Origin of the sequence: Shinella sp. 838, assembly GCF_029623935.1 — a bacterium.
Classification (GTDB): domain Bacteria; phylum Pseudomonadota; class Alphaproteobacteria; order Rhizobiales; family Rhizobiaceae; genus Shinella.
This window is the reverse complement of record NZ_JARSBQ010000026.1, coordinates 1-26,591: the sequence shown is the minus strand read 5'-3', so window position 1 is coordinate 26,591 and position 26,591 is coordinate 1. Positions and strand designations below refer to the sequence as shown.

General features: G+C 61.9%; 29 protein-coding genes and 4 pseudogenes. 16 read left to right on the top strand and 17 right to left on the bottom strand.

What is annotated here, in order from left to right; translation table 11 throughout:
* Window positions 1-118: 118 nt before the first annotated feature.
* Window positions 119-316: pseudogene (locus tag P9A16_RS33830) on the top strand (penicillin-binding protein 2); the annotation flags it as partial.
* Between the two features lie 128 nt (window positions 317-444).
* On the opposite strand, the gene P9A16_RS33825 reads toward P9A16_RS33830, so the two are convergent.
* From P9A16_RS33825 to P9A16_RS33805, 5 genes are all read right to left on the bottom strand, one after another.
* Window positions 445-1,707, bottom strand: a complete 1,263-nt coding sequence (locus tag P9A16_RS33825) for a glycosyltransferase (RefSeq protein WP_130520753.1) — start codon at window positions 1,705-1,707, stop codon at window positions 445-447.
* 3 nt (window positions 1,708-1,710) lie between these two features.
* Window positions 1,711-1,842 carry a CGNR zinc finger domain-containing protein gene (locus tag P9A16_RS33820; protein WP_081870569.1) on the bottom strand — a complete coding sequence of 44 codons (132 nt, stop codon included), beginning with the start codon at window positions 1,840-1,842 and terminating at the stop codon, window positions 1,711-1,713.
* 425 nt (window positions 1,843-2,267) lie between these two features.
* Complete coding sequence (locus P9A16_RS33815) at window positions 2,268-3,632, bottom strand: sensor histidine kinase (RefSeq protein WP_023515906.1); 1,365 nt, start codon at window positions 3,630-3,632, stop codon at window positions 2,268-2,270.
* A complete protein-coding gene (locus tag P9A16_RS33810) occupies window positions 3,629-4,288 on the bottom strand; it encodes a response regulator transcription factor (protein ID WP_037406526.1) in 660 nt (219 codons plus the stop codon). The genes P9A16_RS33815 and P9A16_RS33810 overlap by 4 nt, the downstream gene beginning before the upstream one ends.
* Window positions 4,288-4,620, bottom strand: a complete 333-nt coding sequence (locus tag P9A16_RS33805; protein WP_023515908.1) for a PepSY domain-containing protein — start codon at window positions 4,618-4,620, stop codon at window positions 4,288-4,290. Before P9A16_RS33805 ends, P9A16_RS33810 begins: the two co-directional genes overlap by 1 nt.
* Before the next feature lie 129 nt (window positions 4,621-4,749).
* Here P9A16_RS33805 and P9A16_RS33800 point away from each other — a divergent pair, with 129 nt between their 5' ends.
* From P9A16_RS33800 to P9A16_RS33790, 3 genes are all read left to right on the top strand, one after another.
* Window positions 4,750-5,028, top strand: coding sequence for a PepSY domain-containing protein (locus P9A16_RS33800; protein ID WP_023515909.1), 279 nt, complete (start codon window positions 4,750-4,752; stop codon window positions 5,026-5,028).
* Window positions 5,025-5,579 carry a cytochrome b/b6 domain-containing protein gene (locus P9A16_RS33795; protein WP_037406509.1) on the top strand — a complete coding sequence of 185 codons (555 nt, stop codon included), beginning with the start codon at window positions 5,025-5,027 and terminating at the stop codon, window positions 5,577-5,579. Before P9A16_RS33800 ends, P9A16_RS33795 begins: the two co-directional genes overlap by 4 nt.
* Before the next feature lie 96 nt (window positions 5,580-5,675).
* Entirely contained in the window at window positions 5,676-6,371 is a 696-nt protein-coding gene (locus P9A16_RS33790; RefSeq protein ID WP_023515911.1) for a VIT1/CCC1 transporter family protein, read from the top strand.
* Between the two features lie 57 nt (window positions 6,372-6,428).
* Here the strand turns inward: P9A16_RS33790 and P9A16_RS33785 are convergent.
* The 5 genes and pseudogenes from P9A16_RS33785 to P9A16_RS33765 form a co-directional block, all read right to left on the bottom strand.
* A pseudogene (locus tag P9A16_RS33785) lies at window positions 6,429-6,819 on the bottom strand (chloride channel protein); the annotation flags it as partial.
* 146 nt (window positions 6,820-6,965) lie between these two features.
* Complete coding sequence (locus P9A16_RS33780) at window positions 6,966-7,754, bottom strand: sulfite exporter TauE/SafE family protein (protein ID WP_023515535.1); 789 nt, start codon at window positions 7,752-7,754, stop codon at window positions 6,966-6,968.
* 81 nt (window positions 7,755-7,835) lie between these two features.
* Complete coding sequence (locus tag P9A16_RS33775; protein ID WP_023515536.1) at window positions 7,836-8,270, bottom strand: DUF6691 family protein; 435 nt, start codon at window positions 8,268-8,270, stop codon at window positions 7,836-7,838.
* Window positions 8,270-8,701, bottom strand: coding sequence for a YeeE/YedE family protein (locus tag P9A16_RS33770; protein ID WP_023515537.1), 432 nt, complete (start codon window positions 8,699-8,701; stop codon window positions 8,270-8,272). The genes P9A16_RS33775 and P9A16_RS33770 overlap by 1 nt, the downstream gene beginning before the upstream one ends.
* Window positions 8,702-8,705: 4 nt before the next feature.
* Window positions 8,706-9,644: an MBL fold metallo-hydrolase gene (locus P9A16_RS33765; RefSeq protein ID WP_023515538.1), complete on the bottom strand. Its 939-nt coding sequence runs from the start codon at window positions 9,642-9,644 to the stop codon at window positions 8,706-8,708.
* Window positions 9,645-9,773: 129 nt separating this feature from the next.
* Between P9A16_RS33765 and P9A16_RS33760 the strand changes: the two genes are divergently transcribed.
* The gene (locus P9A16_RS33760) at window positions 9,774-10,412 is read left to right on the top strand and encodes a peroxiredoxin (protein ID WP_023516262.1); all 639 of its coding nucleotides are present in this window, start codon (window positions 9,774-9,776) and stop codon (window positions 10,410-10,412) included.
* 29 nt (window positions 10,413-10,441) lie between these two features.
* The gene (locus P9A16_RS33755; protein ID WP_245290364.1) at window positions 10,442-10,825 is read left to right on the top strand and encodes an ArsR/SmtB family transcription factor; all 384 of its coding nucleotides are present in this window, start codon (window positions 10,442-10,444) and stop codon (window positions 10,823-10,825) included.
* Between the two features lie 137 nt (window positions 10,826-10,962).
* Here the strand turns inward: P9A16_RS33755 and P9A16_RS33750 are convergent, their stop codons facing one another.
* Window positions 10,963-11,787, bottom strand: a complete 825-nt coding sequence (locus P9A16_RS33750) for a universal stress protein (protein WP_024270377.1) — start codon at window positions 11,785-11,787, stop codon at window positions 10,963-10,965.
* Between the two features lie 182 nt (window positions 11,788-11,969).
* Between P9A16_RS33750 and P9A16_RS33745 the strand changes: the two genes are divergently transcribed.
* The 3 genes from P9A16_RS33745 (at window position 11,970) to P9A16_RS33735 (ending at window position 13,908) form a co-directional block, all read left to right on the top strand.
* On the top strand, window positions 11,970-12,800 hold the full coding sequence (locus P9A16_RS33745; RefSeq protein ID WP_024270378.1) for a universal stress protein: 831 nt from the start codon (window positions 11,970-11,972) through the stop codon (window positions 12,798-12,800).
* Between the two features lie 134 nt (window positions 12,801-12,934).
* The gene (locus P9A16_RS33740) at window positions 12,935-13,360 is read left to right on the top strand and encodes a sulfocyanin-like copper-binding protein (protein WP_023517604.1); all 426 of its coding nucleotides are present in this window, start codon (window positions 12,935-12,937) and stop codon (window positions 13,358-13,360) included.
* Between the two features lie 47 nt (window positions 13,361-13,407).
* Window positions 13,408-13,908, top strand: coding sequence for a cytochrome b (locus tag P9A16_RS33735; RefSeq protein WP_024270379.1), 501 nt, complete (start codon window positions 13,408-13,410; stop codon window positions 13,906-13,908).
* Between the two features lie 44 nt (window positions 13,909-13,952).
* On the opposite strand, the gene P9A16_RS33730 is transcribed toward P9A16_RS33735, so the two are convergent.
* Complete coding sequence (locus P9A16_RS33730) at window positions 13,953-15,206, bottom strand: MgtC/SapB family protein (protein WP_024270380.1); 1,254 nt, start codon at window positions 15,204-15,206, stop codon at window positions 13,953-13,955.
* Window positions 15,207-15,361: 155 nt separating this feature from the next.
* Here P9A16_RS33730 and P9A16_RS33725 point away from each other — a divergent pair, with 155 nt between their 5' ends.
* Window positions 15,362-17,203, top strand: a complete 1,842-nt coding sequence (locus tag P9A16_RS33725; RefSeq protein WP_023511839.1) for a heavy metal translocating P-type ATPase — start codon at window positions 15,362-15,364, stop codon at window positions 17,201-17,203.
* Here the strand turns inward: P9A16_RS33725 and P9A16_RS33720 are convergent.
* From P9A16_RS33720 to P9A16_RS33710, 3 genes and pseudogenes are all read right to left on the bottom strand, one after another.
* A complete protein-coding gene (locus P9A16_RS33720) occupies window positions 17,149-17,907 on the bottom strand; it encodes a pyridoxamine 5'-phosphate oxidase family protein (RefSeq protein WP_024270381.1) in 759 nt (252 codons plus the stop codon). The two genes, P9A16_RS33725 and P9A16_RS33720, sit on opposite strands and share 55 nt — an antisense overlap.
* A gap of 73 nt (window positions 17,908-17,980) precedes the next feature.
* Window positions 17,981-18,097: pseudogene (locus P9A16_RS35750) on the bottom strand (acetate/propionate family kinase); the annotation flags it as partial.
* A gap of 300 nt (window positions 18,098-18,397) precedes the next feature.
* Window positions 18,398-18,898, bottom strand: a pseudogene (locus tag P9A16_RS33710) (phosphate acyltransferase); the annotation flags it as partial.
* Between P9A16_RS33710 and P9A16_RS33705 the strand changes: the two are divergent.
* The 4 genes from P9A16_RS33705 (at window position 18,893) to P9A16_RS33690 (ending at window position 23,334) form a co-directional block, all read left to right on the top strand.
* Window positions 18,893-19,045 (top strand): hypothetical protein, encoded by a 153-nt coding sequence (locus P9A16_RS33705; RefSeq protein ID WP_245290365.1) that lies wholly within the window; start codon window positions 18,893-18,895, stop codon window positions 19,043-19,045. The pseudogene P9A16_RS33710 and the gene P9A16_RS33705 overlap by 6 nt on opposite strands.
* 124 nt (window positions 19,046-19,169) lie before the next feature.
* Entirely contained in the window at window positions 19,170-19,496 is a 327-nt protein-coding gene (locus P9A16_RS33700; protein ID WP_024270383.1) for a hypothetical protein, read from the top strand.
* 72 nt (window positions 19,497-19,568) lie between these two features.
* On the top strand, window positions 19,569-21,935 hold the full coding sequence (locus P9A16_RS33695) for a phosphoketolase family protein (RefSeq protein ID WP_023515966.1): 2,367 nt from the start codon (window positions 19,569-19,571) through the stop codon (window positions 21,933-21,935).
* 40 nt (window positions 21,936-21,975) lie between these two features.
* Entirely contained in the window at window positions 21,976-23,334 is a 1,359-nt protein-coding gene (locus tag P9A16_RS33690) for an MBL fold metallo-hydrolase RNA specificity domain-containing protein (protein WP_024270384.1), read from the top strand.
* 15 nt (window positions 23,335-23,349) lie between these two features.
* On the opposite strand, the gene P9A16_RS33685 is transcribed toward P9A16_RS33690, so the two are convergent.
* Complete coding sequence (locus tag P9A16_RS33685; protein ID WP_023513201.1) at window positions 23,350-23,520, bottom strand: hypothetical protein; 171 nt, start codon at window positions 23,518-23,520, stop codon at window positions 23,350-23,352.
* Between P9A16_RS33685 and P9A16_RS33680 the strand changes: the two genes are divergently transcribed.
* Window positions 23,509-23,670: a hypothetical protein gene (locus P9A16_RS33680; protein ID WP_245290366.1), complete on the top strand. Its 162-nt coding sequence runs from the start codon at window positions 23,509-23,511 to the stop codon at window positions 23,668-23,670. The two genes, P9A16_RS33685 and P9A16_RS33680, sit on opposite strands and share 12 nt — an antisense overlap.
* 386 nt (window positions 23,671-24,056) lie before the next feature.
* Window positions 24,057-24,314: an APC family permease gene (locus P9A16_RS33675; protein ID WP_023513200.1), complete on the top strand. Its 258-nt coding sequence runs from the start codon at window positions 24,057-24,059 to the stop codon at window positions 24,312-24,314.
* A gap of 142 nt (window positions 24,315-24,456) precedes the next feature.
* Here P9A16_RS33675 and P9A16_RS33670 read toward each other — a convergent pair whose 3' ends face one another.
* A complete protein-coding gene (locus tag P9A16_RS33670; protein WP_278026465.1) occupies window positions 24,457-26,469 on the bottom strand; it encodes an efflux RND transporter permease subunit in 2,013 nt (670 codons plus the stop codon).
* Window positions 26,470-26,591: the final 122 nt, after the last annotated feature.

Below are 26,591 nucleotides of genomic sequence, written 5' to 3'. Positions count from 1 at the left end.
CAATCAGAAAACGACGAAGAACTTGTCAGCGACAATCAGCGTGATAACTTGATCCCGACCGCGACCTAAGAATCTCATCCAGATTGTCGCCCGCGTCTCATCCTGATTGCCGCGCTATAGTGGGTTCCCTATGCACGACCCGCGCTATGTGGTCCTGACGATCATCGATGCACCGCTCACAGGCGAACAAGGGCGGCGGCTGGCATCGTTCACGGCGGCCCCAATGGTCAAGGAGATCGTGAGGCGTACAGCCCCACTGTTGGGTGTCCAGCCCCTGTTCGGCACAGATGAGAGCTATTTGCTCATAGGCTACTGATCCATGAGGGATGATGCTGGGTTCGTTTGCGTTTTCCGCTTCTCCTGACGCCAGTGCGTTCAGCATGTCAGGAGGGCGCCTTTGTCCAGAGGTGCGGCGTCGGATAGGATATCGATCAGCGGCGGCTGCTATCTTCCAATGCCGGTGGTTCTCGGCTCGGACAGGCGATCGTTGATGAAGTCAACGGCCTGCTCGACACCTTTCTCTGCTCGAATCGCTGCCCCAAGCTCTGCTGCTCGCGAACGCATGGCGGGGTTATCCATCGCCATGAAGGCGCTGGCGAGATCGTCGACGGTCATTGTTCGCTTGTCCAGCGGTTTTGGGCCGACCCCCAGGGCGTTGGCGCGTCGTGCCCAGAACGGCTGGTCGCCGATGAATGGGCAGATTGCTGTCGGCCTTCCGGCACGCAGCGCAGCACCAGTGGTTCCCGCGCCGCCATGATGCAGGGTGGCGCTGACGAACGGGAGCAGTCTGTCATGAGGCGCTTCAGCGATCATATGGGCATATTCGTTTGATGCGCTCGTTGCCAGTGCTCCACCGGCCGTGGCGAGGAGGCCGCGCTTGCCGGCACGCCGTAGCCCTTCCAGCACGAGCCCCGTCAATCTTTCCGGGCTGGAGCCCGGCATGCTGCCAAATCCGACGTAAACTGGCGGCTCTCCGGCAGCGAGGAATTGAGCAAGTGTATCTGGTGGACTCCAGTCCTTCGTCTCGAGAAACCAGTAGCCCGTAACGATGATGTCTGAACCCCAATCAGAAGGCTTCGGCAGGACATGCGAGCTGTACGCGTAGAGCGTTCCGGCCAGTGGCGAGGCCTTCCTGCGATCGGGCAGCGCGAGCGCCTCGGCACGCCATGCGCGGATCGTCTTGGAGAACAGGATACTGCCCCCATGGATCATCAACGCGTGGCTCAAGCGGTTGAAAGGACCAAGAGAAGCGACGGGTAGAACTGGAGTGGGGAACTCCGTGGTCGGCGTAAAGCCTGGAAGGGGGGATGCTAAAAGGAGAGGTATTTCGAGCTTTGCTGCAATGTGCGGCGCGCCCAGGGTCTTAGGATGAAATATGATCGCTTGAGGCGAGAATTCCCGCGCTGCATTCCACTCTGCGTCCAGCAGTCGCCGGCCGATTTCGCGATAGAATTTCAGGAGCTTGAGTCCTGCACCGAAGCCGGCACTGGATCGTCCAAGTATTGCCTTGGCTTCTGGACTTTCGAGGACGGCGAGAAATTCGCGTGGCAGCGGAGCGAATGCCACACGACGTTCATAGGCCATCGAGGCGAACTGCTCGGGTGCGGTAAGCTGAACGTCGTGGCCACTTTGGACAAGTCCCTTGGCAAGTGCGAGGTAGGGCTGAACATCGCCTCGTGTACCCAGCGTATGGATTGATATCCGCATTGCTCACCCCTTGCACAGGCGTGCGTGATATTCAGCCATTTTCATGCGTGCTGTCCACGTCTCGAAACAGTATATATTTGATCTGTTTCTCGCTACGTCGATATAGGCGCGGTCGCACCCCCGAGCGTGGCACAGTCCAAAGCGACTTCATACTGGGGCCTATGGCCGTCGGTTTACTGGTATAAGGAATGCCGCCCACGATGATCGTAGGCGCCTGCGCTGTTGCCAAGCTGGTCGGTAGCGCGATGATCGCCGCTAGTGTATCTGGAGGGGAGGCGAGCAGGCGTCGCCCTCGCAGGGTGTTTGGTATTTTGGTAAACGCGCCATTGGCAACCCTGCTGGCAATCATCACGCTTCGCAGCTCTACAATCGGCGTCTTGCAGGTTGGTGCAGTGGTGAGCGTTTCAACCGGTATGTCAGGTGTTTTTCTCGGTGGATTTGCCGTTGGGGAGGTAGTCGGAGGAGTACTTTATGGTGCGCTGCGTGGATATAATAGCTCAATAGTGTTGCGGCGTCGCTGGCACGTTGACGTACCAATACCCCTTCGGACCTTGGCGTCCTTATGTGCACGTAAACACAAGCTCTGCCTCCAGCCCGCTATCGGCTTTCCGGTTCCGCAGCGCAAAGCCGATGCGATAGACATCGACGATCTCCCGGACGATCGAGAGACCGAGGCCGGAGCCGGGTGATGCCGTGTCGAGACGCCAACCGCGGCGGGTGAGATTGCCGAGTTCCTGCTCCGGCACGCCGGGACCGTCATCCGAGATCGCCAGATGCAGGCCGGCTTCATTGCGCCACCAGCGGATGTGGATCTCCGATTTCGCCCATTTGACGGCATTTTCGAGGAGGTTGCCGATGAGTTCGCGAAAGTCGGCAGGATCCATGGGTGCGATTTCGGTGCTCCGGCCGTCGATCTCAAACCTCAAGCGCTCACCGGAGCGCGAGCGTTTGAGGATGCGCACGAGTTCGCCGACGATCTTGGCCACGTCGGTATCTGAGCGGCGCAGGTCCGCGCTGGCAGCGATGCGGGCAAGGGCCAGTTCGCGTTCCACATGGCTGCGCATGACGGACGCCAGGTGCTCCAGTTCGTCCGCCATCGCCGCCTCACCCTTGTCGCGCAGAGTGAGGACATCGTTCGAGAGCACCGTCAGCGGCGTGCGCAGGCCGTGGGCGAGGTCGGCCGCGCGCTTCCTTGCCTTGCCCATCATCGCCTCTTGCGTTTCCAGAAGCGCGTTGACCGCCGCCACGGTGCTCTGGAATTCGCTGGGATAGGAGCCGGTCAACTGGCTGGCGCGCCGCTCGCGGATGCGCATGATCCCCTCGTTCAACGCTGCCAGCGGCCGCAGCCCGAGGGTGAGTTGCAGGATCGACGCGACGACGAGAAAGGCGCCGAGCCCGGCGACGGCCGGCATGATGTCGCGGATGAAGGCCGTCTTGGCCTCCTCCAGCGTGCGCGCATCGATGGCGACCGCGATGCGCAGCGCGCGTTTCCCCTCCGGCGCGGCGACCTGCACCAGCCGCTCAAGGACGATCAGCGAACTTCCGGCTGGGCCGGGCAGCAGGTAGCGATGGACCGCGCCCTCAGCGTGCTGGTCGGCGGGCAGGCCGAGGGCCGTGTCGAACAGCGAGAGCGAGCGGATGGTCTGCCCCCGCACATCGTCGACGATCTGCCAGTATAGCCCGCCATAGGGCGTAGCGAAGCGCTGGTCGAGCGGGCTTTCCGGGCGCTGGAGCGTGCCGTCGGCGGTAAAAGACAGCGCGCCGGCCAGCGTGTTGATATGGCTGGTCAACTCCGCGTCGATGCGATTGCGGATGTTGCTGGAGAAAAGCGAGACCAGCAGGGTGACGGTCAGCGTCAGTGCGAGGCTCACGGTCAGCGCGGAAATCAGCAGGAGGCGGCTGCGAATGGAGATAGGCCATCTCATGCGGCGGCGATCCGGTAGCCGTAGCCGCGACGTGTCTCGATGAAGGCCTTGCCCAGCTTGCGCCGCAGCCGGCCGATCAACACCTCCACCGAATTGCTGTCGCGGTCGAAGTCCTGGGCATAGAGCTGTTCGGTCAGTTCCTGCTGGCTGACATGGCGCTCGCGGTTCTGAAGCAGATGATGCAGGCAGCGATATTCGAGTGGCGTCAGATCGACCGGCTGGTCCCGAAGCGTCACCGATTTGCTGCGCGGGTCCAGATGCAGCGCGCCGGCGCTGAGCACGGGGCTCGGCTCGCCGGCGTAGCGGCGCAGGATGGCACGCAGGCGGGCGAGGACCTCCGCGATCTGGAAGGGCTTTGCGAGATAGTCGTCCGCCCCGGCATCGATGCCTTCCACGCGTTCTTCCCAGTTGCCGCGCGCCGTCAGGATGAGGACGGGGAAGCGGCGCCCGTCCTTGCGCCAGCGTTTCAGGATCGTCATGCCGTCCATGGAGGGCAGACCGAGATCGAGGATGGCGGCTGCGAAATCCTCGCTGTCACCGCGATACCAGCCGTCCTCACCGTCGCGGGCATGGTCTACGACATAGCCCGCCCGCTGCAGATGGACGGTGAGGTCGCGGGCGATCAGCCGGTCGTCTTCGACGAGCAGGATGCGCATCATTCGTTCTCGATTTCGAGGATCGTGCCGCTCGCCGCATCCATCTCGATTTCGACGAGCTGCCCCTCGGGCGACAGAACCTTGAATTTATAGAGGAAGCGCCCGTGTTTCCGGCGCGGCTCCACGCGCACGATATCGCCCTTGACGCGCCGGCTGGCGATCTCGCGCAGCTCGGAAAACGGTTTGATCGCGCCCTTTTCTACCGCCTCCTGGATGGCGTCGAGGGTGCGCCCATCCGTGTCGTGGCCATCATCATCCGCATGGGCGACCGCGCCTGCCGAAAGAAGCCCGGCAAGGGAAAGGGCAGCGATGGGCATAAGGAGGATACGCATGATCGAAGCGTAGCACGCCGAGGCTGAAATTTTGCTGACATTTCTCGTCAGCCATCGCTCAGCCACGGTCGCCTATGGTGCGTTCAGCGTCGGGGCAGGGTGCTCCGGCCGGCCACAAGGAGAATTTCCATGAAGACATTCCTTCTCGCAACCGCCCTTCTGGGCCTGTTCGCCGCCGGTGCGGCCCGCGCCGAAGATGAAGGCAAGGGCTGCAACGTGCCGAAGGACAAATGGATGACTGAGGACGCCATGAAGGACAAGGCCAAGGCGATGGGCCTTGATGTCCGGCGGGTGAAGGTCGAGAACGGCTGCTACGAGGTCTATGCGATCGACGCCAAGGGCGCCAAGGTCGAGACGATCTTCAACCCGGAAACCGGTGAACCGGTCGGCTCGGAAGGAGCTGAATGATGGCGCCGCTCTCCCGAACCGATGGGGCGGGGGAAAGCGTCAAGGTGTGGGACCCGCTCGTGCGGGTCTTTCACTGGTCGCTGGTCTGCCTCTTCGTTTTTTCCTTTGTCACCGGCGACGAATGGAAGAAGGCCCATATCCTCTCCGGCTATGCCATCGCCGGGCTGATCGCCCTGCGCCTGGTCTGGGGGCTGGTCGGGTCGCATCACGCCCGCTTCGCCAATTTCCTCTACGCCCCCACGACGTTACTTGCGTTCCTCCGCGACAGCTTCGCCCTGCGCGCCAAGCGGTATCTCGGCCACAATCCGGCCGGGGGCGCCATGGTCGTCCTGCTGCTCGTTGCGGTGTCGGGCATCGTGACCACCGGCTATATGATGACCACGGATGCATATTGGGGCGTCGCGTGGGTGGAGGATACGCACAAGGTCCTCGTCTATTCGACCATGGGGTTGGTCGCCCTGCATATCGCCGGCGTTGTCCTTGCCAGCGTCGAGCACCGGGAAAACCTCGTGCGCGCCATGGTGACGGGAAGAAAGCGTCGCGAAGGTTGATGTGTTGCCGACTCTATGGCAATTATTTAGAATAATTCTAAATATATCGTCTGAAGTCCTGCAGCCACGGCCGATATGCTGAAATTCGGAGATGCCATGCGTTCCGTTCACAAGGAAAATCATCTCATCGATCGTATCGGCTGGCTCCGGGCAGCGGTGCTGGGTGCTAATGACGGGTTGATCTCGACGTCGAGCCTCATCGTCGGTGTCGCGGCGGCGACCGCGGCATCGCAGGAAATCCTCGTCGCCGGTGTCGCCGGGCTGGTGGCAGGTGCGATGTCGATGGCGGCGGGGGAATATGTCTCCGTCAGCTCCCAGGCCGATACGGAACAGGCCGACATGGCGCGTGAGCGTCACGAGCTGGCCACCCAGCCGGAGGCGGAGTTGGCAGAACTCGCTGCAATCTACGAGCAGCGCGGCGTCGCGCCGGATCTTGCCCGCCAGGTCGCCGAACAAATGATGGCGAAGGACGCCTACGAAGCCCATGCACGGGACGAACTCGGCCTGTCGAGCCACGTAGTGGCGCGGCCTGTCCAGGCGGCACTGACATCGGCAGCGACATTTGCGATGGGTGCGGTCCTGCCGCTGGCGGTCGCCCTGCTGGCGCCGTCGGGAACGGTCGTCTGGGCTGTGCCCGTTGCCTGTCTCATCGGGCTTGCCGTCCTCGGCGCGATGGGTGCGCGTGCCGGCGGTGCTGGCATCTGGCGGCCGACTGTCCGGGTCGTTTTCTGGGGCGCGGTCGCCATGGCGTCGACGGCGGCCATTGGCGCGCTTGTCGGCCGGGCGGTCTGATCATGAGGCGCCTGTCGTTCGACAAGCTGGCGCCCACGTCGCCCTCACGCAGATGGAACGCCAGGCGGCGAACGAATAGCCGAACACATTCGCTCGATGAAGGGCGAGGTGTTAGCCGAGACCAGCACAAGGGCGGTCGTCGAGAAGTCACGTGATCTCGAGGGCAAGGAATGTCATCGTCGTGGCCCGCCGATGACGGCGACCGCGCGTGAGCTCATGCCAACTACCGCGTAGCCTGCGAGCTCAGGGTGGCGTGTCCAAGATATGGCGCAGCTAACGATAATAGCCTTCCGATCAGAGCACCCGTCAAAACTGTAGCGAAGAATAGGTCGCCGCGGAAACCGGAGCTGATCGAGATCGCGGATGTAGCCGCCTTCAGCATGAGCAATTTGAGGAGCGCAAGGTCAGGTACATCGGTTTCCAGGTTCAGGTGCAGGGCACCGTGGCCGTCAGGGAATGCCTTGTGTCATGTGTTTTGCCGACGGTCGAGCATAGCCCGCGGGCCTCAATTCAAATGCATGTCATCGACGGATTTAGACCTCGGCCATTGCCTTTCAAAGCTCTCTTGGTAGCACGTGCGGAAAGCAACGCGGGTCAGATGGTCAACTGCTCGTAGGCTTTCAAGAGCATGTATCCTGCCACGACGAAGAGGAGCAGCGCAAAGACAGTGTTGAGCGCGCCCTTTCTGGTTGCGAGTTTGCGCGCGGCAAGGGCGCCCAACAAGCCGCCGACAACGCCGCCACCGATAAAGACGATAGCGAGTCCCCAGTCAACCAGGCCGGAATAGGCATAGTTAAGGGATGTCGTCAGGCCGAAGACGGTGACAGCGAGGAGAGAGGAGCCGACGGCGAAGAGGATGGGCATGCCGGTCGCGGCGATAAGGCCAGGTACGATGAGAAAGCCGCCGCCGATGCCGAAGAAGCCGGAAAAGGCTCCGGTCAGTCCGCCGAAAGCGATCACCTTCGGGGCATTCTCGCGGGAACATTGCGCATTCGGGTCACCCTCTTCGCCGCGCCTTATGAACATCAACGCACCGACGACGAGCATCAGTAAGGCGAACAGGATCAGCAAGTGCTGCCCATCAATCATCTTGCCGATGGAGGAGCCGACAAACGCGCCCATGATTCCAGCGAGGCTGTAGAGACCCGCGCAGCGCCATTTGACATTGCCGAAGCGGGCATGGCCGAGAAGGTTGGCAAACGCGTTCACGGCGACAGCAAAGGCGCTGGTGCCAATGGCGAGATGCGGGTTGGGAACGCCGACCATATAGACCATAAGGGGCACAGCGAGAATGGAGCCGCCCCCGCCGAACAGGCCGAGAGTAAAGCCGACAACTCCGCCAGACAGCGCGCCGAGGCCGTATTGAATGGGTTCCAGAAGCATGGCGCACCTTTCGCCGCGCGTTCAGGCGGTCTTGTTTCGGTGTGGTCGAAAAGCGTGCAAGGCGATGACACTGTTTGCGGATTATCGGATCACCGCTGCGGGTCGGCCGACCGTCAAGCGATAGAGGATCATGCCGGCAAACATGGCGACGACGAACAGGGCAGCTTCCCAGCGGCCCGTCGTCAGGACCGCAATGGCGGGGCCGGGGCAAAGGCCGACCAGTCCCCAGCCAAGTCCGAACAGCACCGCGCCGCCGATCAGCGCCCGATCCACGCGGCCATGTTCTGGAACGTAGAACCGATCGTCGAAGGCCGGCGTAAGTCGCCGCTTCCGGATCAGGTAGGCGAAGGAGGAAGGGATGAGCGCACCGCCCATGACAAATGCGAGCGAGGGGTCCCACTCGCCGGTAATATCAAGGAAGGCGAGGACGCGGGCCGGATTGATCATGTCCGACACGACGAGCCCCGCGCCGAAGAGGAGGCCGCTCAGGATCGCAGCAAGGGTTCTGGCGAACATCAGACAATGCCTCCAAAGACGTGGCGGACGGCGAAAACCGTGAGGGCGGCGACGGCCATGAAAACCGATGTGGCGACCAGCGAGCGCTTCGACAGGCGTGCAAGGCCGCAGACGCCGTGACCGCTCGTGCAGCCGGAGCCGAGGCGCGTGCCGAAGCCGACGAGAAGGCCGGCGGCAACGAGCAGCGGCGCCGACGCGGTGAGGGTGATCTCGGCTTGCCGGAGGAAGGTCGAGGCAAGTACCGCGCCAGCCAGAATGCCGCCGAGGAAACCAAGGCCCAGTGTGCTGATGCCGGTTCCCGTGAGGCCGGCGGCCGATGCCGCAAGGCCCGAAATCCCGGCGATGCGTCCGGTCGTCAGCAGATAGAGGCCGGCCGAAAGGCCGATCAGCAGGCCGCCGGAAAGTGGCCAGAGGATGTTGAGGTCGGTCATGGGGTCACAGGACGTTTAGAGGGATCTTGAGATACTGCACGCCGTTGTCTTCGGTGGGCGGAAGCTGGCCGCCGCGCATATTGACCTGCACGGACGGCAGGATCAGCTTCGGCATGGCGAGCGTCGCGTCGCGCGCGGTACGCATCGTGTAGAAGTCGTCCTCGCTCACACCCTCGCGGACATGGACATTGCCGGTCCGTTCTGCGCCGACTGTGGTCTCCCAGGCGTAGTGATCGCGGCCGGGCGCCTTGTAGTCGTGGCACAGGAACATGCGTGCTTTATCCGGTAGCTTCATGAGGCGCTGGATCGAACGGTAGAGCTGGCGTGCGTCCCCGCCGGGGAAGTCGCAGCGCGCTGTACCGTAGTCCGGCATGAACAGCGTATCGCCGGGGAAGACCGCATCGCCGATGACATAGGCTAGACAGGCAGGGGTGTGGCCAGGGACGTGCAGCACGGTTGCCTCCAGACTGCCGATCGAAAAGCGGTCGCCGTCGTTGAAGAGCTGGTCGAATTGGCTGCCGTCCCGCTGGAATTCGGTGCCGGCGTTGAAGATCTTTCCGAAGACCTGCTGCACGCGGACGATTTCGCGTCCGATGGCAAGTTGGCCGCCGAGTTCGGCCTGCAGCAGCGGCGCCGCGGAAAGATGATCTGCATGGGCGTGGGTCTCGAGCAACCAGTGCACTTCGAGACTTTCGGATTTTATGTAATCGATGAGCGCCTGGGCGGAAGCGCTCGTGGTGCGGCCCGAGGCCGGATCGTAGTCGAGCACGCTGTCGATGATGGCGCAGGCATTGGACTGCGGGTCGCGCACGACATGGCTGATCGTGTAGGTCTGCTCATCGAAGAATGATTTTACGACAGGGCGTTTTGCTGGATCCGCAAGGCCCGCTGCGACGATGGCGCGGGCGCGATCGAGGGGGAGATCTGAAACGGTGCTTGGCATGGCTCGTGTTCTCCGTAAAGAATGGCTAATAGATACATATTTACAGTAATTATGCAAGTATGTATTTTGTGGAAATCGAAATCGGCAGCCGTTATCACGGATGCTCGGCCTGCACCCAGGAATGCGATCATGACGGAAACGAACACTCACTCAGCCCGCCCGCCGCGTATCGACGAGACTGCGCCCGGATTCGCCGCGCGGTCCACCGCAGGTCCTGTTACGCTGTCGGCCTTCCGCGGGCGCTGGCTGGTGTTCTTCTCGCACCCCGCGGACTTCACGCCGGTTTGCACCAGCGAGTTCATCGCGCTCGCGCGCGCGGCGCCGGAATTCGAGAAGCTTGACTGCGCCCTGCTTGGGCTTTCCGTGGATAGTCTCTATTCCCACATCGCCTGGCTACGAGACATCGAGGCGCGCTTCGGCGTAAAGGTCATGTTCCCGCTCGTGGAGGACAGCGCTATGGTGATCGCGCAGGCCTACGGCATGATCGACGGGACCGCGCAAAGCAGCGCGACCGTCAGGGCGACCTATGTCATCGACCCGGATGGCATCGTGCGTGCGGTCGTCTGGTATCCGATGAATGTAGGGCGCTCGGTCGATGAGCTTCTGCGCCTCGTTGCGGCCCTTCAAGCCGCAGAGCGCGAGGACGCCTCGACGCCCGAAGGGTGGCGACCGGGCGCGGCTCTTCTTGAGCAGGTACCCCTTGCCAACGAGGACGATTGCGCTCTGCGTGAGGGAGAGGCCTGGTATTATCGGGAGAGGCGGGCATGAGTGGGGGAGCGAGCGTTTCGCTGGAAACGATGATCGCCAAGGCGCCGGAAGCGGCAGATTTCATGCGCCAGTTCAGCAACGCCAATCGTCTCATGCTGCTATGTCAGATCGCACGCGAGGAAAGCTCGGTCAGTGACATTCAAGAGGCGCTCGGCATCAAGCAGCCGGCGCTGTCCCAGCAATTGGCGGAGCTTCGGCAGGCCGGCCTTGTCAAAACACGCCGGGAATCGCGTCAGATCTACTATTCCATTGCCGATGGCCGCGCCGAGGCGGTTATGGGATTGCTGTTTGAGCTTTTCTGCGGCAGTGAGGCGCCCTCAGCCGCCGGGCTCACGGAAAGGCGAGACGGTGCGCCGGCCCCGGATATACGCGGAGATGCGGCTCATTTCGCCCGCATTGTTATTTCCGAATAGCTTGTCGGATTGTCGAAGGCGACCAGACTATCTGTCCCCGACCGGGTCGCATGGCGGCAGGTTGAGGCGTGGAGCGAGGCAGTCTTCTTCATGCGGCCGAGATCGGTACGGCAACAAGCTGGTTCGGTCCATGCCTTTTAACTCGACATGAATCGATTCCGGCCGCTTTCATCGAGAAGAAAGCGGGTGATCCCGCCAAATACCAGCTCTCTCAGCCGACTATGTCCATATGCGCCCGACACTATGAGATCCGCACCGCTCTGATCGACAAACTGCAACAGGCCAATCGTCTCATCCGCGCTTTTGGAGATATGGGATCTGGCTCTCACGTTGTGGTGGGCGAGGTACGAGACAACGTCCGCATTGCTCTTTCGCAGCGAAGTGTCAGGTTCGGAGCTGACCGAAACGACGGTCACGTCCTTGGCCAAGGACAGCAAAGGAATGGCATCGGCCACGGCACGCCGCGCCTCGCGTGTGTCCTTCCAGCAGACCACGATCTTTTTCACCGGCATCGCATGTCTTCCGTTTCCCGCAACAAGCACGGGGCGGCCTGAGTGCAGCACGACACTCGCCGGGTCAGCGGTTCTGTAGGAATCGCCAGACTGCGCACCTTCCCCTGCAGCCATGACAATCAAATCAGCGGCGCGGGCAGCTTCAACGATTGCCTCGGTGGGTCCGCTCATTTCTGTGCGCCACTCGCTCTCGACCCTGTCGGCCGTCAGGGCACGAAACTCAGCATGGATCTCTTCTATGCGATTTTCGATGTCCTTGTACATGCGCTGTGTCGCGCTGGTTGCCGCGTAGCTCGTTGTTTGCAAAGCAAACGGAGAGGGGAATACCTGCGCAGCGCACAGACCAATCAGCCGTGCACCCACCTGCACTGCCAGGTCGGTTGCGGCATTTGTGATCGGCTTGACTGGTCGATCGATGTCCAGGTTCACGAGAATGCTACGATAGCTCACGGCTCCCGCCTCCGCCGACAGTTGGAAATACTGCTAAACTAGCGCTGGGCGCGCCATGCGCGTTGACACCGGTCAAGCGGGACAGGTTCAGGATGCTATTTTGACGTAGATCATCGCGGACTGCAGGTGCCGAGAGCAATCTTTCCTTCATCGCATGACCATTTCGGTGAAGGAGCTCAGAAATGTCGTTCAGGACCATACTCTCGCTCATCGGCACGACAAATACCGATGCAGATATCGACAAGGCCGTAGAGCTGACGGCAGAAATAGACGCGCATCTTTCCGTCATGGCGCTGAGAACCGCGATATCGCCGTTCGGGGCCGACTATCCGGCTGCGGCCGCATGGCTGAGTGAGCGCCAAAGGGAAATCGACGAGGTAGTCGATGCTCGACGCATTGCTGATGAGCGCTGCAGGAAGGATGGCGTATCGTTCGATGTCGACCACATTTACGACGATCGCTTCATTATCGAGAGCAACATCGGCACGCGGGCAATGTATGCAGACGTGGTCGTTGCCGGTGAAGGTGTCCGCTCAGACATCGAGCTTCGCAAGGCTGCAATCGCGGCGACGGCGTTCAATGCCGGTACACCTCTGCTCTTGGTGCCGAAAACAGGCCGTGCCACCCTGAAGCCGAAAAACGTCCTTCTGGCGTGGAATTCGCGTCCGCAAGCGGCCAGCGCCGCAAAGGCGGCTATCGAGATGCTGAAAGGCGCCGATACAGTCCGTCTCGTCGTCGTCGATCCGGATTCGTCTTACTTCGAGAATGGCGGTGAGCCGGGCGCCGACATGGCGGCGTTCCTGTCGCGCCATGGCGCAAAGGTCGTGGTTGAGCAGATCGCGAGCGGCCAGCGGCCGACGGAAGACGTCATTCGCCAGCATGCGCTCGAACTCGGCTGCGACATGATCGTCATGGGGGCCTATGGCCATTCACGTCTGCGCGAACGTGTCTTTGGGGGTGTCACCGCTTCGATCCTCGATAAGTGTGACTTGCCGGTGTTCATGGTGCGGTAAGAGCCGGAGCGTCCCAATGCTCATTTTGCAATGGGACGCTCATCCCGATCCACTGGCGTTTCTCGTTGTCGTTCAGGCGCCTGTCAGCATGACGACCTATTCCCCGATGGAGTTCCAGCCAAAAGGAAGCTGACATGAACATCCGTCGCAATATCCTCACCGCGCTCGCCATCGTCACAATCACCTCGCCCGCATGGGCAGTGAACACCGTCAAGGTCATAGAGGGTGGCGAAGGCGGCGGTCCGATGACGCTCACGCTCGACCGTTCCACGATAAAGGCCGGAGAAACGACATTCGTGGTGCACAACGACGCGGTGACCGAGGAGCATGAAATGGTCCTGGTCAAGCTGAACTCGGCCGATCAGAAGATCGATGTGATTGCCTCCAAACACCGGGTGGATGAGAAGCAGTTGAAAAGTCTCGGCGAGGTATCGGACCTCAAACCCGGCACGGACGGGCAACTGAAGGCGAAACTTGCCCCGGGTTCCTATCTGCTACTCTGCAACATCAAGGGCCACTACGAGGCGGGAATGCACGCCATGCTGACGGTGACGAAGTAACCGCATCCTCCTGGATGCCATCACACGCAAGAAGGCGAACCACGTCCATGGCTACGACCGCATCGCTCTCGTTTTCCCTTCCGCAGCGCGTCTTGCACTGGCTAACAGCGGGGTTCGTCTTCTTCAACCTTTTATTCCCGGACGGCATGAATGCGTGGAACCGGAGCATCAAACAAACCGGTGCGGCGAACGCCGAACAGGTGGCAAGCGCCAACATCCATGCCTATGTCGGAATTGCGATCCTCCTTCTTGTGGCGGCTCGTCTTTTGCTCCGGCAGGTCCACGGCGTGCCGGCGGCGCCATCTGAGGAGCCACAGATATTCAAGTTGGTCGCGAAGGTTTCCGAATGGACCCTTTACCTTCTTCTTATCGCAATGCCGGTTACTGGCGCCGCTGCGTACTACCTCGGATTCGAGGGCGCAGGCGACCTCCATGCCGATGTTCTCAAGGCCGTGCTGTGGGCTGTTGTCGGCCTTCATGTCCTCGGCGCGTTGGCGCATCAGTTTTATTGGAAGACGAATGTGCTTCGGCGAATGACGATTGGCTGATCATCCCTTCCTGCGCCCGGCGGCCACGCCATCGAGCGCGCTTGCTACATGCCGGTGATGATGGTGTGAACGGCAAACGCTGCCGCGCCGGCGATGATCGTGAGGGCAGCGAACGGTCCGCTGAAGGTCGATGGTCCGAGGACGGTTGCGATGCCTGCACGGCATAGGGCATTCGTTGTCATGGCGATAAGGATTGCCTCTCCGATGACGTCGATCGGCATGGCGCTCCGGCCCACTTGCAGAGCGGCCAGCACGGCGACATCGACATCGACCGTGCCTGTCAATGCGCTCGTGGCCAAAAGACCGGAGCTACCGAAGCGCGAGACGAGAACAGCGCTTGCAATGGCGGCTGCTGCGAAAATCGTCGCGAAGATCAGGAGCGGACCGATCTCGAAGGGATTGCTGGCCGGTACGTCGGCGAACGGCTTGTCCTGTCGCCAATAGAAAATTGCGAGCCCAGACCCGGCGAAGACGACCGCTGCCATGGTTGCGGCCGGGCCGATGGCAACAATCGCTGCCGGATCGATCAGCAGGATCAGGCCCATTACGCGCAGGATGGACACTGCTGCGCCGAGGGCCGCAGCGCCGGCAAGCGGCAGCGGATCGGAAGAGCGTTTCGCGGTTCGCGCCAGAACCATGGTGACGGCCGTGGACGAGACGAGGGAGCCGGCAATCGCGCTCAGCACGAAGCCCTTGCTCGCTCCGAAAATCCTGACGGCAATGTAGCCGAGGAACGAGAGGCTTGCGGTCAGAACGGTGAAGAACCACACCTTCCAAGGATTAAGCCCTCCCCATGGGTCGATGGCCTCGTCGGGCAGGACCGGCAGGACCACCGCCGTCATGACGGCAAGCATCAACGCAGAGCGCAGTTCCATCCAGGTTAAGCGCTTCAGGAAACCATGCAGGACGTTCCGACTTGCAAGCGTGGCTGCAAGGGCTGCGCCTCCCGCTGCCGCTGCTTGCGCATCGCCGGTGGCCGCCAGGCCGCCGAGCGCCAGAACGCCGAGACCCGCCATGACGGTGGTGACACTATAATCGGAATCCGAACGCGCCTCGCGCAGCTTGAACACGCCCAGCGTGACGGCGAAGCTCAGGAAACCGATTGCAAACACCACCGGAGAGTTGAGGGTTTGAGCGAGGACTGCCAGAACGCCGCCCAGAAGTCCCGATATCCCGAACGTGCGCATGCCAGCGGTTCTGCTGCCTTCGGGTGCCTCCCGCTCCTGCCAGCCACGTTCGAGCCCGACCAAAAGACCGATCGATAGCGCGAGACCCAATCTGGCTATGAGCGTATCCATTTGCAGAACCACCAAGTATGAACCAGCCGGCCAAGTCGCGGTGGCTGCTTGTTTCAGTATAGAGAAATCGCCGCTCCAGGAATTGATCTTGCGCAAGGCGAGAGCGCCCGTCTTTGGGCTTACTCTCTTCGCATTCTGCGATAGGAGCAGGGAACGTGCCACAAGCGGACAAAAGCCTCTGGCAACGACATTCGAGCGTGATCCTGGTCGCAATCGCCGCTGGTGGGTTGGTGATCGGCTTGGTCTTGTCGTGGCAGGCCGCTCGCTACGCTCATCTTGTCTGGAGCGCGGCGACGCTGGCCGTCCTTACCAGCCTTTTTCTACAGGTTTTCAGTGCATTGCGCCGAGGTGATGTCGGGCTCGATATCGTTGCGGCGCTTTCCATGTCTGCAGCGATCGCGTTTGGCGAGCCGCTTGCCGGAAACGTCGTCGGCTTAATGTACGCGGGCGGCCAGTTGCTGGAATCTTTTGCGGAAGGGCGCGCGCGTCGGGAGATGACGGCCCTGATGGGGCGCGTCTCGCATTTTGCGATGCGTTACGGCCCTTCCGGGCTCGAGGAGGTCGCGATCTCCCAGATACAGCCAGGCGACCGGCTGCTGATCCGACAGGGCGAGGTGCTGCCGGTGGACGGGATCGTTTCCGGCGAAGGCTCCGCACTGGACATGGCGGCCTTGACGGGAGAGCCTTTGCCGCAGCCCGCTCCACCTGGAACCGAGGCGCTCAGCGGCTCGACCTGTGTGGGTGCGGCCTTCGATCTTGTCACCTACCGAACGGCCGCCGAAAGCACCTATGCCGGGATCGTCCGGCTGGTCGAGGCCGCGCAGGCGAGCAAGGCGCCCATGGTCCGCATGGCTGACCGTTTCGCGATGGGCTTCCTGGTCCTGACCCTCATCATAGCGGGCGCTGCTTGGTACTTATCACAGGATCCGATCCGCGCGCTCGCCGTCCTTGTTGTCGCGACGCCCTGTCCCCTGATCCTTGCAGTCCCCGTCGCCATCATTTCCGGCATGTCGAAGGCGGCGGGTATCGGGGTCCTTGTGAAGAATGGTGGCATGCTCGAACTACTGGCGCGTGTGCGGACGGCGGTTCTCGACAAAACCGGTACGCTCACCCATGGGCAGGCAGCGGTGGTCGATATCAGGACGACATCAGCCTTTACCGTAGAAGCCGTGCTGCAGGCGGCTGCAAGCCTCGATCAGGCTTCCGGCCACGTCGTCGCCGCTGCGCTGGTCCGTGCGGCAGCCGAAAGAGGTCTGTCTCTTTCGAGGCCAGAGGCTGCGCGGGAAGTGCCCGGCACTGGCATCGAAGGCTATGTCGACGGAAGGCGGGTTGTTGTCGGCGGGAGCGGTTTCGTGCAGCGCACGTCCGGCTGCGACGATCCACATGAATTGATCGCACCCGAAATGCGCGCCTCGATGACCGTTGCCGTCGCCATCGATGGAGTGCTCGCGGGGATGATCGTACTGAAGGATCAGGTCCGCATGGATGCGCTGCCGGTTCTCGATGATCTCCGCGCCGCCGGTGTCCGAAAGCTCGTGCTGGCGTCCGGCGATCGCAGGGAGATCGCCGAGTCCGTGGGGCGGGCTCTTGGCATGGATAGTGTCCTTGGCGATCTGACGCCGGAAGCCAAGGTCGCGGCCGTCAGGAAGGAGACCGGCAATGGCCCGGTAATGATGGTGGGCGATGGCGTCAACGATGCGCCCGCACTCGCGGCGGCCGACATCGGTGTCGCCATGGGTGCGCGTGGCACGGCCTCATCGTCGGAGGCCGCCGGTGTGGTGCTCCTTGTCGATGAGCTTGCGCCGCTCGCCAAAGCAATTGCGATCGCGCGCCGAAGCCGTCGGATCGCGTTGCAGAGTGTATCTGTGGGACTGACGCTTTCGGTCGGGGCGATGGTTGCGGCGGCATGCGGATATCTCCAGCCCGTCGAAGGTGCGATCCTTCAGGAGGCGATCGACGTGGCCGTGATCCTCAATGCTCTCAGGGCTCTTCGATGATGTGAGGTTAAAACCCCCGCTGGAGTTCTCAGTGCGACAGTTCGCTTGTTTCGCTCATCGCGAGGATTGGCGTGCAGGATGTCACGTTTCTTGCCGGGCATCGAGAATGCAAAAAGCCGGGTTACCGAATAGGCATAGCAGATCGGGGCGACGTAAGGACTGTCGTTTTCGGCGCAAACCAGTCGCGCCAGCCGCTGAGCCGCAATCGTCGCTGCGCATTCTTTATGGGGCATTTCGCGGATCATCATCGGGAGTTCCTCCTTCGCTTCGTGCGCGGATTGATTCCACTTTCTTCCCCTTTGGTTCCCGGCACCTTGACGCAAGGCAAAGGAGTTGACGCATCGCCTAATCGGGCGGAAATGCTCTAAAGCTTCAGCCAACCCGCTCCTCCCATCACCATTCCCGCTTCCAGACCATACCTTTCGGACCACTGCCTTCTCGCATTCCAGCACCGCCATCGTGATCACGCTGATGGCGAGGATGAGCAGTCCGTCGAGCAAGGCTATGGGAGTCGTGCCGAAAAGCTCGTGCAGGAACGGCGCGAAGGTGAAGACGAGCTGCGCGGCCACGAAGACTGCGATGGCGGCGAGCACGGCAGGGGTGCCCATGATGCCGGAAACCCCGAGAAGCCCGATTTTGTGGTAGAGGAGGTCTTCCATCTCGCGCAGCGCCAGTCCCTCCTGCTCGAGGAGATGCAGCAGCACGCCCGGGCCAAGCGCCGCAGCGCGTCGCCATGGGAATACCGCCGAGAGTCGAAAAGCCCATGCTGGTGTCGCGGCTGGTCCCCTTGTCGAGGCCGCACAGGCTCGCACCGCTGCCAAGATGGGCGACCACAACCCTGCCGTCTGCCTTTTCCGGCGCGAGGTGGGCGAGTTCGCCGGCGACATATTTGTAGGAGAGGCCGTGGAAGCCATGCCGCTTGATGCCCCGGTCATGGAATGTGCGTGGGATGGCGAGGGTCTCCGACAGGATGCCGCTCAAATCCGGGTTCGGCCGGGCATCCAGCGCGGCCTCGATCCGCTGCTCCCCCTCGCTTACCTGCAAGGTCAGCGGATCGTGGCGGAAATCGATTATGCCCCGGGAGATCCGGAGGGGCGCTTCCGAGCGAAGCGCAAACAGGCCGATCTTCATGGTGGAGGAGCCAGCATTGAAGGTCAGCAAGGTCTTCATCCGGGCAACCCCTCCACCGGATGGGGCGCTGCGGGCCGACACCGGATCGCCCTGGCCCGTCAGCACTATGGGGACACGCGCCACGGGCAAGAGCCCAGCCGCCGTCGCGCCGGCGAAGTAGATCAGTTGCTTGGCCGGCATGTTGTCGGCTTCGGGATCCGGCACGAGCAGGATGTCGGCCTCGCCCGCGACGGGGAGGCGATGCCCTTGGTGCGGGCGGCGTCCAAGTTGAGGGCATTGTCGAAGGCGAGCGGTCCGTCGACGCTCGCGCCGGTGATCTGTCCGCGCGCGGCCATCACGGTCAGCGCCGCGGTATCGAGCCGTCGCCGGCATCTTGGGGTTCACGGTCTCCACGGCGGTGAGCACCGTGACTTTCGGCTTCTCCATGCCGAGCCGGCGCAGGAGATCGACCGCGTTCTGGCAGATGTCCCGCTTGTGCTTCAGCGTCGGCTGGATGTTGATCGCTGCGTCGGTGACGATGAGCAGCTTGTCGTAGGCCGGGATGTCCATGGCATAGACATGGCTGTGCGCAACGGGAACGATCTCGATACCGTCGAGCGAGACCTGTGCGGTCTCGGCGGCGGCGAAAAGGTCTATATCGTCTTGGCCGACGAGCGGGACGATAGAGGCGGTATCGCCGGGCTGAATCTGGTCGAAAGTCTTGTTGCGTAGAAAGTCATCTGTCGATCCATCACCCTATACAGGACAGTCTCACCCTCCGTTGACGCAGATCAAGTTTCATTGTGCGGAGCCGTCTAGAATGAGATCATGTTGGAACGGGAGACGGGAGTTCGTCATGTCCGCGGGCAACGCGATGAATGCAGAGCGAATTGCGGCGGCCTTCGTCCCAAGCATCGCCGATCCACTTCTTTTGACACGCTTCGGGATCGGAATGGCGATGTACTGGCATTGGCTGGGGACGACGTCACGTCTGCTTCAGGATCAGTGTGCTCATTTCCAGAACCTCGCCGAGTGCGACGATGCGTTGAAGATGCTGGTTTGCCAGACCGAGTTTGCCGAGAAATCCTTCGCTGCGAATCTTGAGGAATTACGCCGGGGTGTCATCACGATAACCGATATGGCCTGTGGGCGTATCGCCGGCGGTGGGGCGCTGCCGCAGTAGCGTTGTGCCTTCGGAGCAAACAGGCTTTCACGGGCGTTGAACTCTCGGAGCGGGCGGACAGGGAGAGCGGATATGGCGAACGATCATGACACCGGAGACTTCGCGCTGATCGACCGCTACTGGCGGGCGGCCAACTATCTTTCGGTAGGCCAGATCTACCTGATGGACAATCCGCTGCTGCGCGAGCCGCTGAAGGCGGAGCATGTGAAGCCGCGCCTTCTTGGGCACTGGGGCACGACGCCGGGCCTGAATTTCATCTATGCCCATCTCAACCGTATCATCCGGACGCGCGACGCCAATGTCCTCTATATCTGCGGCCCCGGCCACGGAGGGCCGGGCATGGTGGCCAGTACCTATCTGGAAGGCACCTATTCGGAAATCTATCCCGAAATCGGCGAGGACGAAGCGGGACTGAAGAAGCTCTTCCGGCAGTTTTCCTTCCCCGGCGGCATTCCGAGCCACGCGGCGCCGGAAACCCCCGGCTCCATCCATGAGGGCGGCGAGCTTGGCTATGCGCTGGTGCATGCCTATGGCGCGGCCTTCGACAATCCGGATCTCGTCGCCGCCTGCGTGGTGGGGGACGGTGAGGCCGAAACAGGCCCGCTCGCTGCGGCCTGGCATTCCAACAAGTTCCTCAGCCCCGTCAGCGACGGCACGGTGCTGCCGATCCTCCATCTCAACGGCTACAAGATCGCCAACCCGACCGTGCTGGCGCGCCTGCCGGACGAGGAGCTGGCCCATCTCTTCACCGGCTACGGCTACGAGCCGATCTTCGTGGAGGGCCACGAGCCGCAGGCCATGCACCGGGACATGGCAGCCGCGCTCGACGCCGCCTTCGACCGCATCGCGGCCATCCGGGCCGCGGCGAAGGGCGAACCCGCCCGCCGCCCGCACTGGCCGATGATCGTGCTGCGCAGCCCGAAGGGCTGGACGGGACCGAAAGAGGTGGATGGCAAAGTGGTCGAAAACCACTGGCGCTCGCATCAGGTGCCCGTCTCCGAGTGCCGCACGAACGCCGCCCACCGCGGCATCCTCGAAGCCTGGATGCGCAGCTACGATCCCGAAGATCTCTTTGATGCGGATGGCCGCCTGAAGCCGGAGCTGCGGGCGCTGGCGCCGACGGGTGCGCGGCGCATGGGCGCCAGTCCGCACGCCAATGGCGGCATCCTTCGCAAGGAATTGCGCACGCCCGACATCGCTGCCTATGCGGTCGCGGTGGAGCGGCCCGGCGCGGCCGAGGAGCAGGCGACGAAGGTACTCGGCGACTACCTGCGTGACGTAATCCGGCTGAACGCGGCGGAGCGCAACTTCCGCATCTTCGGACCGGACGAGACGGCCTCGAACCGGCTCGCCAGCGTCTTCGAGGCGACGGACCGTGTGTGGATGGCCGAGACGCTACCGACGGACGATCACCTCGCGCCGGAAGGCCGTGTCATGGAAGTGCTCAGCGAGCATCTGTGCCAGGGCTGGCTGGAGGGCTACCTGCTCACCGGCCGACACGGCTTCTTCTCCTGCTACGAGGCTTTCATCCACATCGTCGACTCGATGTTCAATCAGCATGCCAAATGGCTGAAGGTCGCGCGCGAACTGCCCTGGCGCAAGCCGGTTTCCTCGCTCAACTATCTGCTCACCTCCCATGTCTGGCGGCAGGACCACAACGGCTTTTCCCACCAGGATCCCGGTTTCATTGATCTCGTCGCCAACAAGGGATCGGACATTGTGCGCGTCTACCTGCCGCCGGATGCCAATACGCTTCTGTGGGTCGGCGACCATTGCCTTAAGACCTGGAACCGCATCAACGTCATCGTGGCCGGTAAGCAGCCGGCGCCGCAATGGCTAACGATGGACGAGGCGGCCTCCCATTGCGAGGCCGGGCTTGGCATCTGGGATTGGGCGGGCACGGAGGAGGGACTTGGGCCCGACATCGTGATGGCCTGCGCGGGCGACGTTCCCACTCTGGAGACGCTCGCCGCCGTCGATCTTTTGCGCCTGGCGCTGCCACACTTGCGCATCCGCGTCGTCAACGTCGTGGACCTGATGGCGTTGCAATCGCCGCAGCATCATCCGCACGGCGTTTTGGATGAGGATTTCGACCGGATATTTACCCGTGACCGGCCGGTCGTCTTCGCCCATCACGGCTATCCCTATCTCATTCACCGGCTGGTCTACAAACGCGCCAACCATACGAATTTCCACGTCAGAGGCTTCGTCGAGGAAGGCACCACGACCACGCCCTTCGACATGGCGGTGATGAACAAGCTCGACCGCTACCACCTCGCCATCGAGGCGATCCAACGCTTGCCGGCCCTTGCCGAGCGGAAACCGGATCTCGTCGCCGGGCTGAAGGCGAAGCTCGACGCGCATCATGCCTATGTACGCGAGCACGGCGAGGACATGCCAGAAATCCGCGACTGGAAATGGCCCTATGCGCGGCAATAGGCCGATCCGTGGGCGAAGCGACCCGTGAGGGGAGGGAACTATGCTGTCACTGAAATCGCTCGGCGGTGCGGGAACCGTCACCGGCTCGAAGCATCTGCTCACCCTCGGGGGACACCGCATCCTGATCGACTGCGGTCTTTTCCAGGGTCTGAAGAACCTGCGTGACCTCAACTGGACGCCCCTGCCAGTCTCGCCGCGTGATATCGATGCGGTGATCCTGACACATGCGCATCTCGATCATTGTGGATATCTGCCGCGTCTGGTGCGCGAGGGCTATCGTGGCAAAATCTACGCGACGTCCGCCACCCGCGATGTCGCCGAGCTGATCCTCATGGACAGCGGCCATCTGCAGGAAAAGGACGCGGAATTCCTCAACCGGCACAAGCTGTCGCGTCACCAACCGGCTCTCCCCCTCTACACGGTCCATGATGCGCAGAACGCCGTGGAGCACTTCTCGACCGTTGAATTCGACCAGACCGTGCGGCTTTCCAACGGAGCATGGTTCCGTTTCCACCGCGCGGGTCATATTCTCGGCGCTGCATGGGTGGAAATGGTCTGGGGTGGCCAGAGGATCGTCTTTTCCGGCGATATCGGCCGCTACGGCGATCCGCTGATGCCGGACCCCGCTCGGCCGGTCGAGGCGGACTACATCATGGTCGAATCCACCTACGGCAACCGCATTCACGACAAGACCGACCCGGAAAATGCCCTGCGGGCGGTCGTGGAGCGCACGATCAGACGTGGCGGAACGCTCGTCGTCCCGGCCTTCGCTGTCGGGCGCGCGCAGGAATTGCTCTATTATTTCTGGAGGCTGAAACAGGCAGGGGCTCTTGGAGACGTCCCCGTGTTCCTCGACAGCCCCATGGCCATCGATGCGACCGGGCTCATGGGCCGGCATCCCAGGGATCACCGGCTCGATCTCGAAAGCTGCAAGAGCGTGTTCGGCATCGCGCGCTACACGGACGACGTCGAGGCCTCGAAGGCGATCAGCTCAAGCCGCGTTCCGAAGATCGTCATTTCCGCCTCCGGCATGGCGACGGGCGGCCGTGTGCTGCATCATCTGAAAGCCTTCGCGCCCGATCCGCGCAATACGATCCTGCTTGCCGGCTTCCAGGCCGCCGGCACGCGGGGACGCTCGCTTCAGGACGGTGCGAAGGAACTGAAGATCCATGGCGTCTGGCTTCCGGTCAATGCGGAGGTCGCCCATCTCGACATGCTCTCGGCCCATGCCGATGCCGATGAGCTGATGCGCTGGCTTTCCGGTTCTCCGCACCCGCCGCGCAAGGTCTTCATCGTGCACGGGGAGGCCGAAGCCTCGGAAGCCTTGCGTGTGCGCATAGAGCGCGAGCTCGGTTGGGCGAGCGTCGTGCCGCGCCTCGACCAGGAATTCTCGCTGTGAGCCCTGCACCCGGGCTCAGGTGGAGCGAAGATCCTTGCGGATGAGGAAAAGCGTCGGATCGTCGGGGTAGGGGACGGTGACGAAACCCTGTTCCCGTTCGATAACCTCTTGGTTTTCCCGTCTTTCCAGCGATTCCAGAGTGCTGATGCCACGACTTTGTGCATAGCGGGCTGCGTGGCGCAGCATCTCCCAGCCGACACCCTGTGCCTGTCGTCGGCGCGCACGGAAATCGCCATCTCGGCCTTCGTCATCGACGGGTTGCAGGCCACCATCGCCGCCACGACAATCGCGCCGCTGCTGCCGGCGAAGGCGAGGAAGTGCTCGGTCGCGACATGATCGACCTGCGCCATGGCAAGCAAGCGTTCATGGCTCACCTCCCGCACACTGCCAAGGAACCGGAAGCGCAGGTCTTCCGGCGTCACATGCCGGAGGACGTCCGACAGCAGAGGCTCGTCCATCGCCCTGACCGGGATCGCCCGCACGGCGTCCGTCTCGATGACCACCTTGAGCGCTTTCGTATCGGCCGCGTGGGAGAAGGTCTTCCGTCCCGGACCTTTCGTAGACAAGCGCCATCATCTCATTCTCCTTGGCGGGTTCGCATGCGTTGCGGATGCAGGTGAGAATGAGCCTCTCCCCCGTGACAGGCTTTGACGCCGGCCAAAGCAACCTGAGGGTTGGAGGCGCAGTCTTTGGCTGTGTTTTCGAACGCCGGGAGACCCGCCATGACTGCCGCAGATGTTCACTCCGCCTCCAGCACCGCCGCCTCGGCGACAAAGCAAACCAAGCTGCATCTGGGCGCGCTGACGGCGCTCGTCATCGGTTCAATGGTGGGATTGGGCGTTTTCGGCCTGCCGCAGAATATGGCAGCAGGAGCCCGGCCGCTCGCCACATTGATCGGCTGGGCGATAACCGCCGTTGGCATGCTGGCATTCCTTTTCATCACAAATAGCACCGAGACTTGTAGACGCCGTCTTTCATAATTTTGAGGCAAGAAGAGCATCATCAGTACATCGGACCATAAGAGCCCTGCGGAATGCCGTCAGTTCCTTCATCGAGCTCTTCAAGCGAGCCGAATGCACCACCTATGTCAGGGCTGCGGGCCATGACCCGGATGTACCGTCATCATTCCGGCTGTGGAGCGTCTTCCTGCCCGTCGCTCCTGCGCCCGCCCTTGATCTTTTCTCTAAGAACCTGGAACACGACATAAAGGCCTGGAATGATAAAGATACCGACGGCCGCGGACATCAACATGCCACCGAACACGGACGTGCCGACAGCGCGCTGGGTCGCGGCGCCCGCGCCACCGGCCAGAACAAGAGGTAGAAGGCCGAGGATGAAGGCGAACGACGTCATCATGACCGCTCGAAATCGCAGATTTGCGCCCTCGATGGCTGCCTCGACGATGCCCTTACCACTTGCACGCTGCTCCATTGCGAACTCGACGATCAAGATCGCGTTCTTGGCTGCGAGCGCAATGAGGATAACGATGCCGACCTGCGCATACACGTTGTTGTCCAGACCGGTCAGTTTCAACGCCAACATAGCCCCGAACAAACCGGTGACGACCGAAAGAAGGACACCAAGCGGTATCGCCCAGCTTTCATAGAGCGCGACCAGGAACAGATAGGCAAAAACCACTGCGAGGATCAGGATTGGGCCGGTTTGACCGCTGGCCTGGATTTCCTGCAGTGCCGTTCCCGTCCATTCCAACTTATAACCTTCGGGAAGCGTGTCATTTGCCACTTGCTGCATCGCTGCGATGGCCTCTCCGGAGGAGTAGCCGTCGGCGGGCCCGCCGTTGATTACGACCGCCCGCTCGTTGTTGTAGCGCGTTATGAAAGCGGGAGCGGTAATCAATTTCGTATCGACAACAGCAGCCAGCGGCACGAGTGTGCCGCTGGTGCTGCGAACCCGTATCTCACCGATATCGCCGATATCCATTCGGGCCTGGGCATCGCCCTGGACCTTGAGCTGCCATGTCCGCCCAAACAGATTGACATCGTTGACATAGGTGCCGCCCAAGAGCGCGCCCGTTGTCGAGAAAAGGCTTGAAAGATCGACACCAAGAGTTTGCGCCCGCTCCCGATCAACGATCATCTTCAATTGCGGCGTATCAGCGCTGAAGGTCGTATAGACACCCGCCAGACGGCGATCCTCGTTGGCGTTTGCTACCGCTCCACGCGCCACGGCGGCAATCATTGCTGGATCTGCACCCGTCTGGCTGGCAATCAGGCCCTGGAAGCCAGAGCCCGTGCCAAGGCCTTGGATGGGTGGCAAGTTGAAGGCAAAGGCGACGCCATCCCCCTGGGTCGCTAGTTTCGCGTTAACGTCAGCAACGACGGCAAAGACCGATTGGGACGCGTCGGTTCGCTCTTCGAATGGCTTTAGCGTTGCAACGAAGAAGCTTCTGTTGGGAAGCACGACACCGTCGATCAACGAGAAGCCGGCAACGATGAACACATCCTGGACGGCTTCATTCTCCTGTAGCCGCTTCAGGACATCCTCGCTCGCTTTTGCAGTGCGCTCTACTGAGGCGTCGGCTGGAAGCTGCAATTCGCCCATGAAGGCACCCTGATCCTCGAGAGGCAGGAAGCCAGTAGGAATGTCCTTGGCTAGCCAACCCGTTCCATAGGCAAAGACCGCCAGGAGGGCGACTGCGAGGACAGCACGGCGGGTCAGCGGCCCGACCAAGGCAACATATCCGCCACGCATGCCTTCCACCGACCGGTTGAACAGTTTGAACAAGCCTTTAGGCTCACCCCTGTGCTTGAGGATGATCGAGCAGAGAGCGGGGGATAGGCTGAGGGCATTGATGGCGGAAATGACCATGGATACCGAAACGGCGACGGCAAACTGCTGGTAGAGTTGGCCGGTGATGCCAGGGATAAATGCAGTTGGCACGAACACCGACAGGAGTACCAGGGTGATGGCGATGATTGGCGCCGTAATCTCCTTCATCGCCTCTTCTGTCGCCTTGGCGGGTGACATTTCGGGATGCGCATCGAGTTTGTGTTCGACGGCTTCGACCACGACGATGGCGTCATCAACAACGATGCCGATTGCCAAGACGAGAGCCAGGAGCGAGATCGTGTTGAGTGAAAAGCCGAGTGCAAGCATGACTGCAAACGTACCGATCAGTGTCCCGGATCAGCGCCCTTGAGACAGAACTGGTTTAGTTGAGAAGAGAGGATTTTCGGCTCATCGTAGCTCTATCAAAGGAAGCGAAGATGAGACAGAAATCCGGGCCGCAGTCGTCA

Coding starts and splice junctions, on each gene's coding strand:
- P9A16_RS33825 (WP_130520753.1), bottom strand. CDS start 1,707: ATGCGGATATCAATCCATACGCTGGGTACACGAGGCGATGTTCAGCCC.
- P9A16_RS33815 (WP_023515906.1), bottom strand. CDS start 3,632: ATGAGATGGCCTATCTCCATTCGCAGCCGCCTCCTGCTGATTTCCGCG.
- P9A16_RS33810 (WP_037406526.1), bottom strand. CDS start 4,288: ATGCGCATCCTGCTCGTCGAAGACGACCGGCTGATCGCCCGCGACCTC.
- P9A16_RS33805 (WP_023515908.1), bottom strand. CDS start 4,620: ATGCGTATCCTCCTTATGCCCATCGCTGCCCTTTCCCTTGCCGGGCTT.
- P9A16_RS33800 (WP_023515909.1), top strand. CDS start 4,750: ATGAAGACATTCCTTCTCGCAACCGCCCTTCTGGGCCTGTTCGCCGCC.
- P9A16_RS33795 (WP_037406509.1), top strand. CDS start 5,025: ATGATGGCGCCGCTCTCCCGAACCGATGGGGCGGGGGAAAGCGTCAAG.
- P9A16_RS33790 (WP_023515911.1), top strand. CDS start 5,676: ATGCGTTCCGTTCACAAGGAAAATCATCTCATCGATCGTATCGGCTGG.
- P9A16_RS33780 (WP_023515535.1), bottom strand. CDS start 7,754: ATGCTTCTGGAACCCATTCAATACGGCCTCGGCGCGCTGTCTGGCGGA.
- P9A16_RS33775 (WP_023515536.1), bottom strand. CDS start 8,270: ATGTTCGCCAGAACCCTTGCTGCGATCCTGAGCGGCCTCCTCTTCGGC.
- P9A16_RS33770 (WP_023515537.1), bottom strand. CDS start 8,701: ATGACCGACCTCAACATCCTCTGGCCACTTTCCGGCGGCCTGCTGATC.
- P9A16_RS33765 (WP_023515538.1), bottom strand. CDS start 9,644: ATGCCAAGCACCGTTTCAGATCTCCCCCTCGATCGCGCCCGCGCCATC.
- P9A16_RS33760 (WP_023516262.1), top strand. CDS start 9,774: ATGACGGAAACGAACACTCACTCAGCCCGCCCGCCGCGTATCGACGAG.
- P9A16_RS33755 (WP_245290364.1), top strand. CDS start 10,442: ATGATCGCCAAGGCGCCGGAAGCGGCAGATTTCATGCGCCAGTTCAGC.
- P9A16_RS33745 (WP_024270378.1), top strand. CDS start 11,970: ATGTCGTTCAGGACCATACTCTCGCTCATCGGCACGACAAATACCGAT.
- P9A16_RS33740 (WP_023517604.1), top strand. CDS start 12,935: ATGAACATCCGTCGCAATATCCTCACCGCGCTCGCCATCGTCACAATC.
- P9A16_RS33735 (WP_024270379.1), top strand. CDS start 13,408: ATGGCTACGACCGCATCGCTCTCGTTTTCCCTTCCGCAGCGCGTCTTG.
- P9A16_RS33730 (WP_024270380.1), bottom strand. CDS start 15,206: ATGGATACGCTCATAGCCAGATTGGGTCTCGCGCTATCGATCGGTCTT.
- P9A16_RS33705 (WP_245290365.1), top strand. CDS start 18,893: ATGGCTGTGCGCAACGGGAACGATCTCGATACCGTCGAGCGAGACCTG.
- P9A16_RS33700 (WP_024270383.1), top strand. CDS start 19,170: ATGTCCGCGGGCAACGCGATGAATGCAGAGCGAATTGCGGCGGCCTTC.
- P9A16_RS33695 (WP_023515966.1), top strand. CDS start 19,569: ATGGCGAACGATCATGACACCGGAGACTTCGCGCTGATCGACCGCTAC.
- P9A16_RS33690 (WP_024270384.1), top strand. CDS start 21,976: ATGCTGTCACTGAAATCGCTCGGCGGTGCGGGAACCGTCACCGGCTCG.
- P9A16_RS33685 (WP_023513201.1), bottom strand. CDS start 23,520: ATGCTGCGCCACGCAGCCCGCTATGCACAAAGTCGTGGCATCAGCACT.
- P9A16_RS33675 (WP_023513200.1), top strand. CDS start 24,057: ATGACTGCCGCAGATGTTCACTCCGCCTCCAGCACCGCCGCCTCGGCG.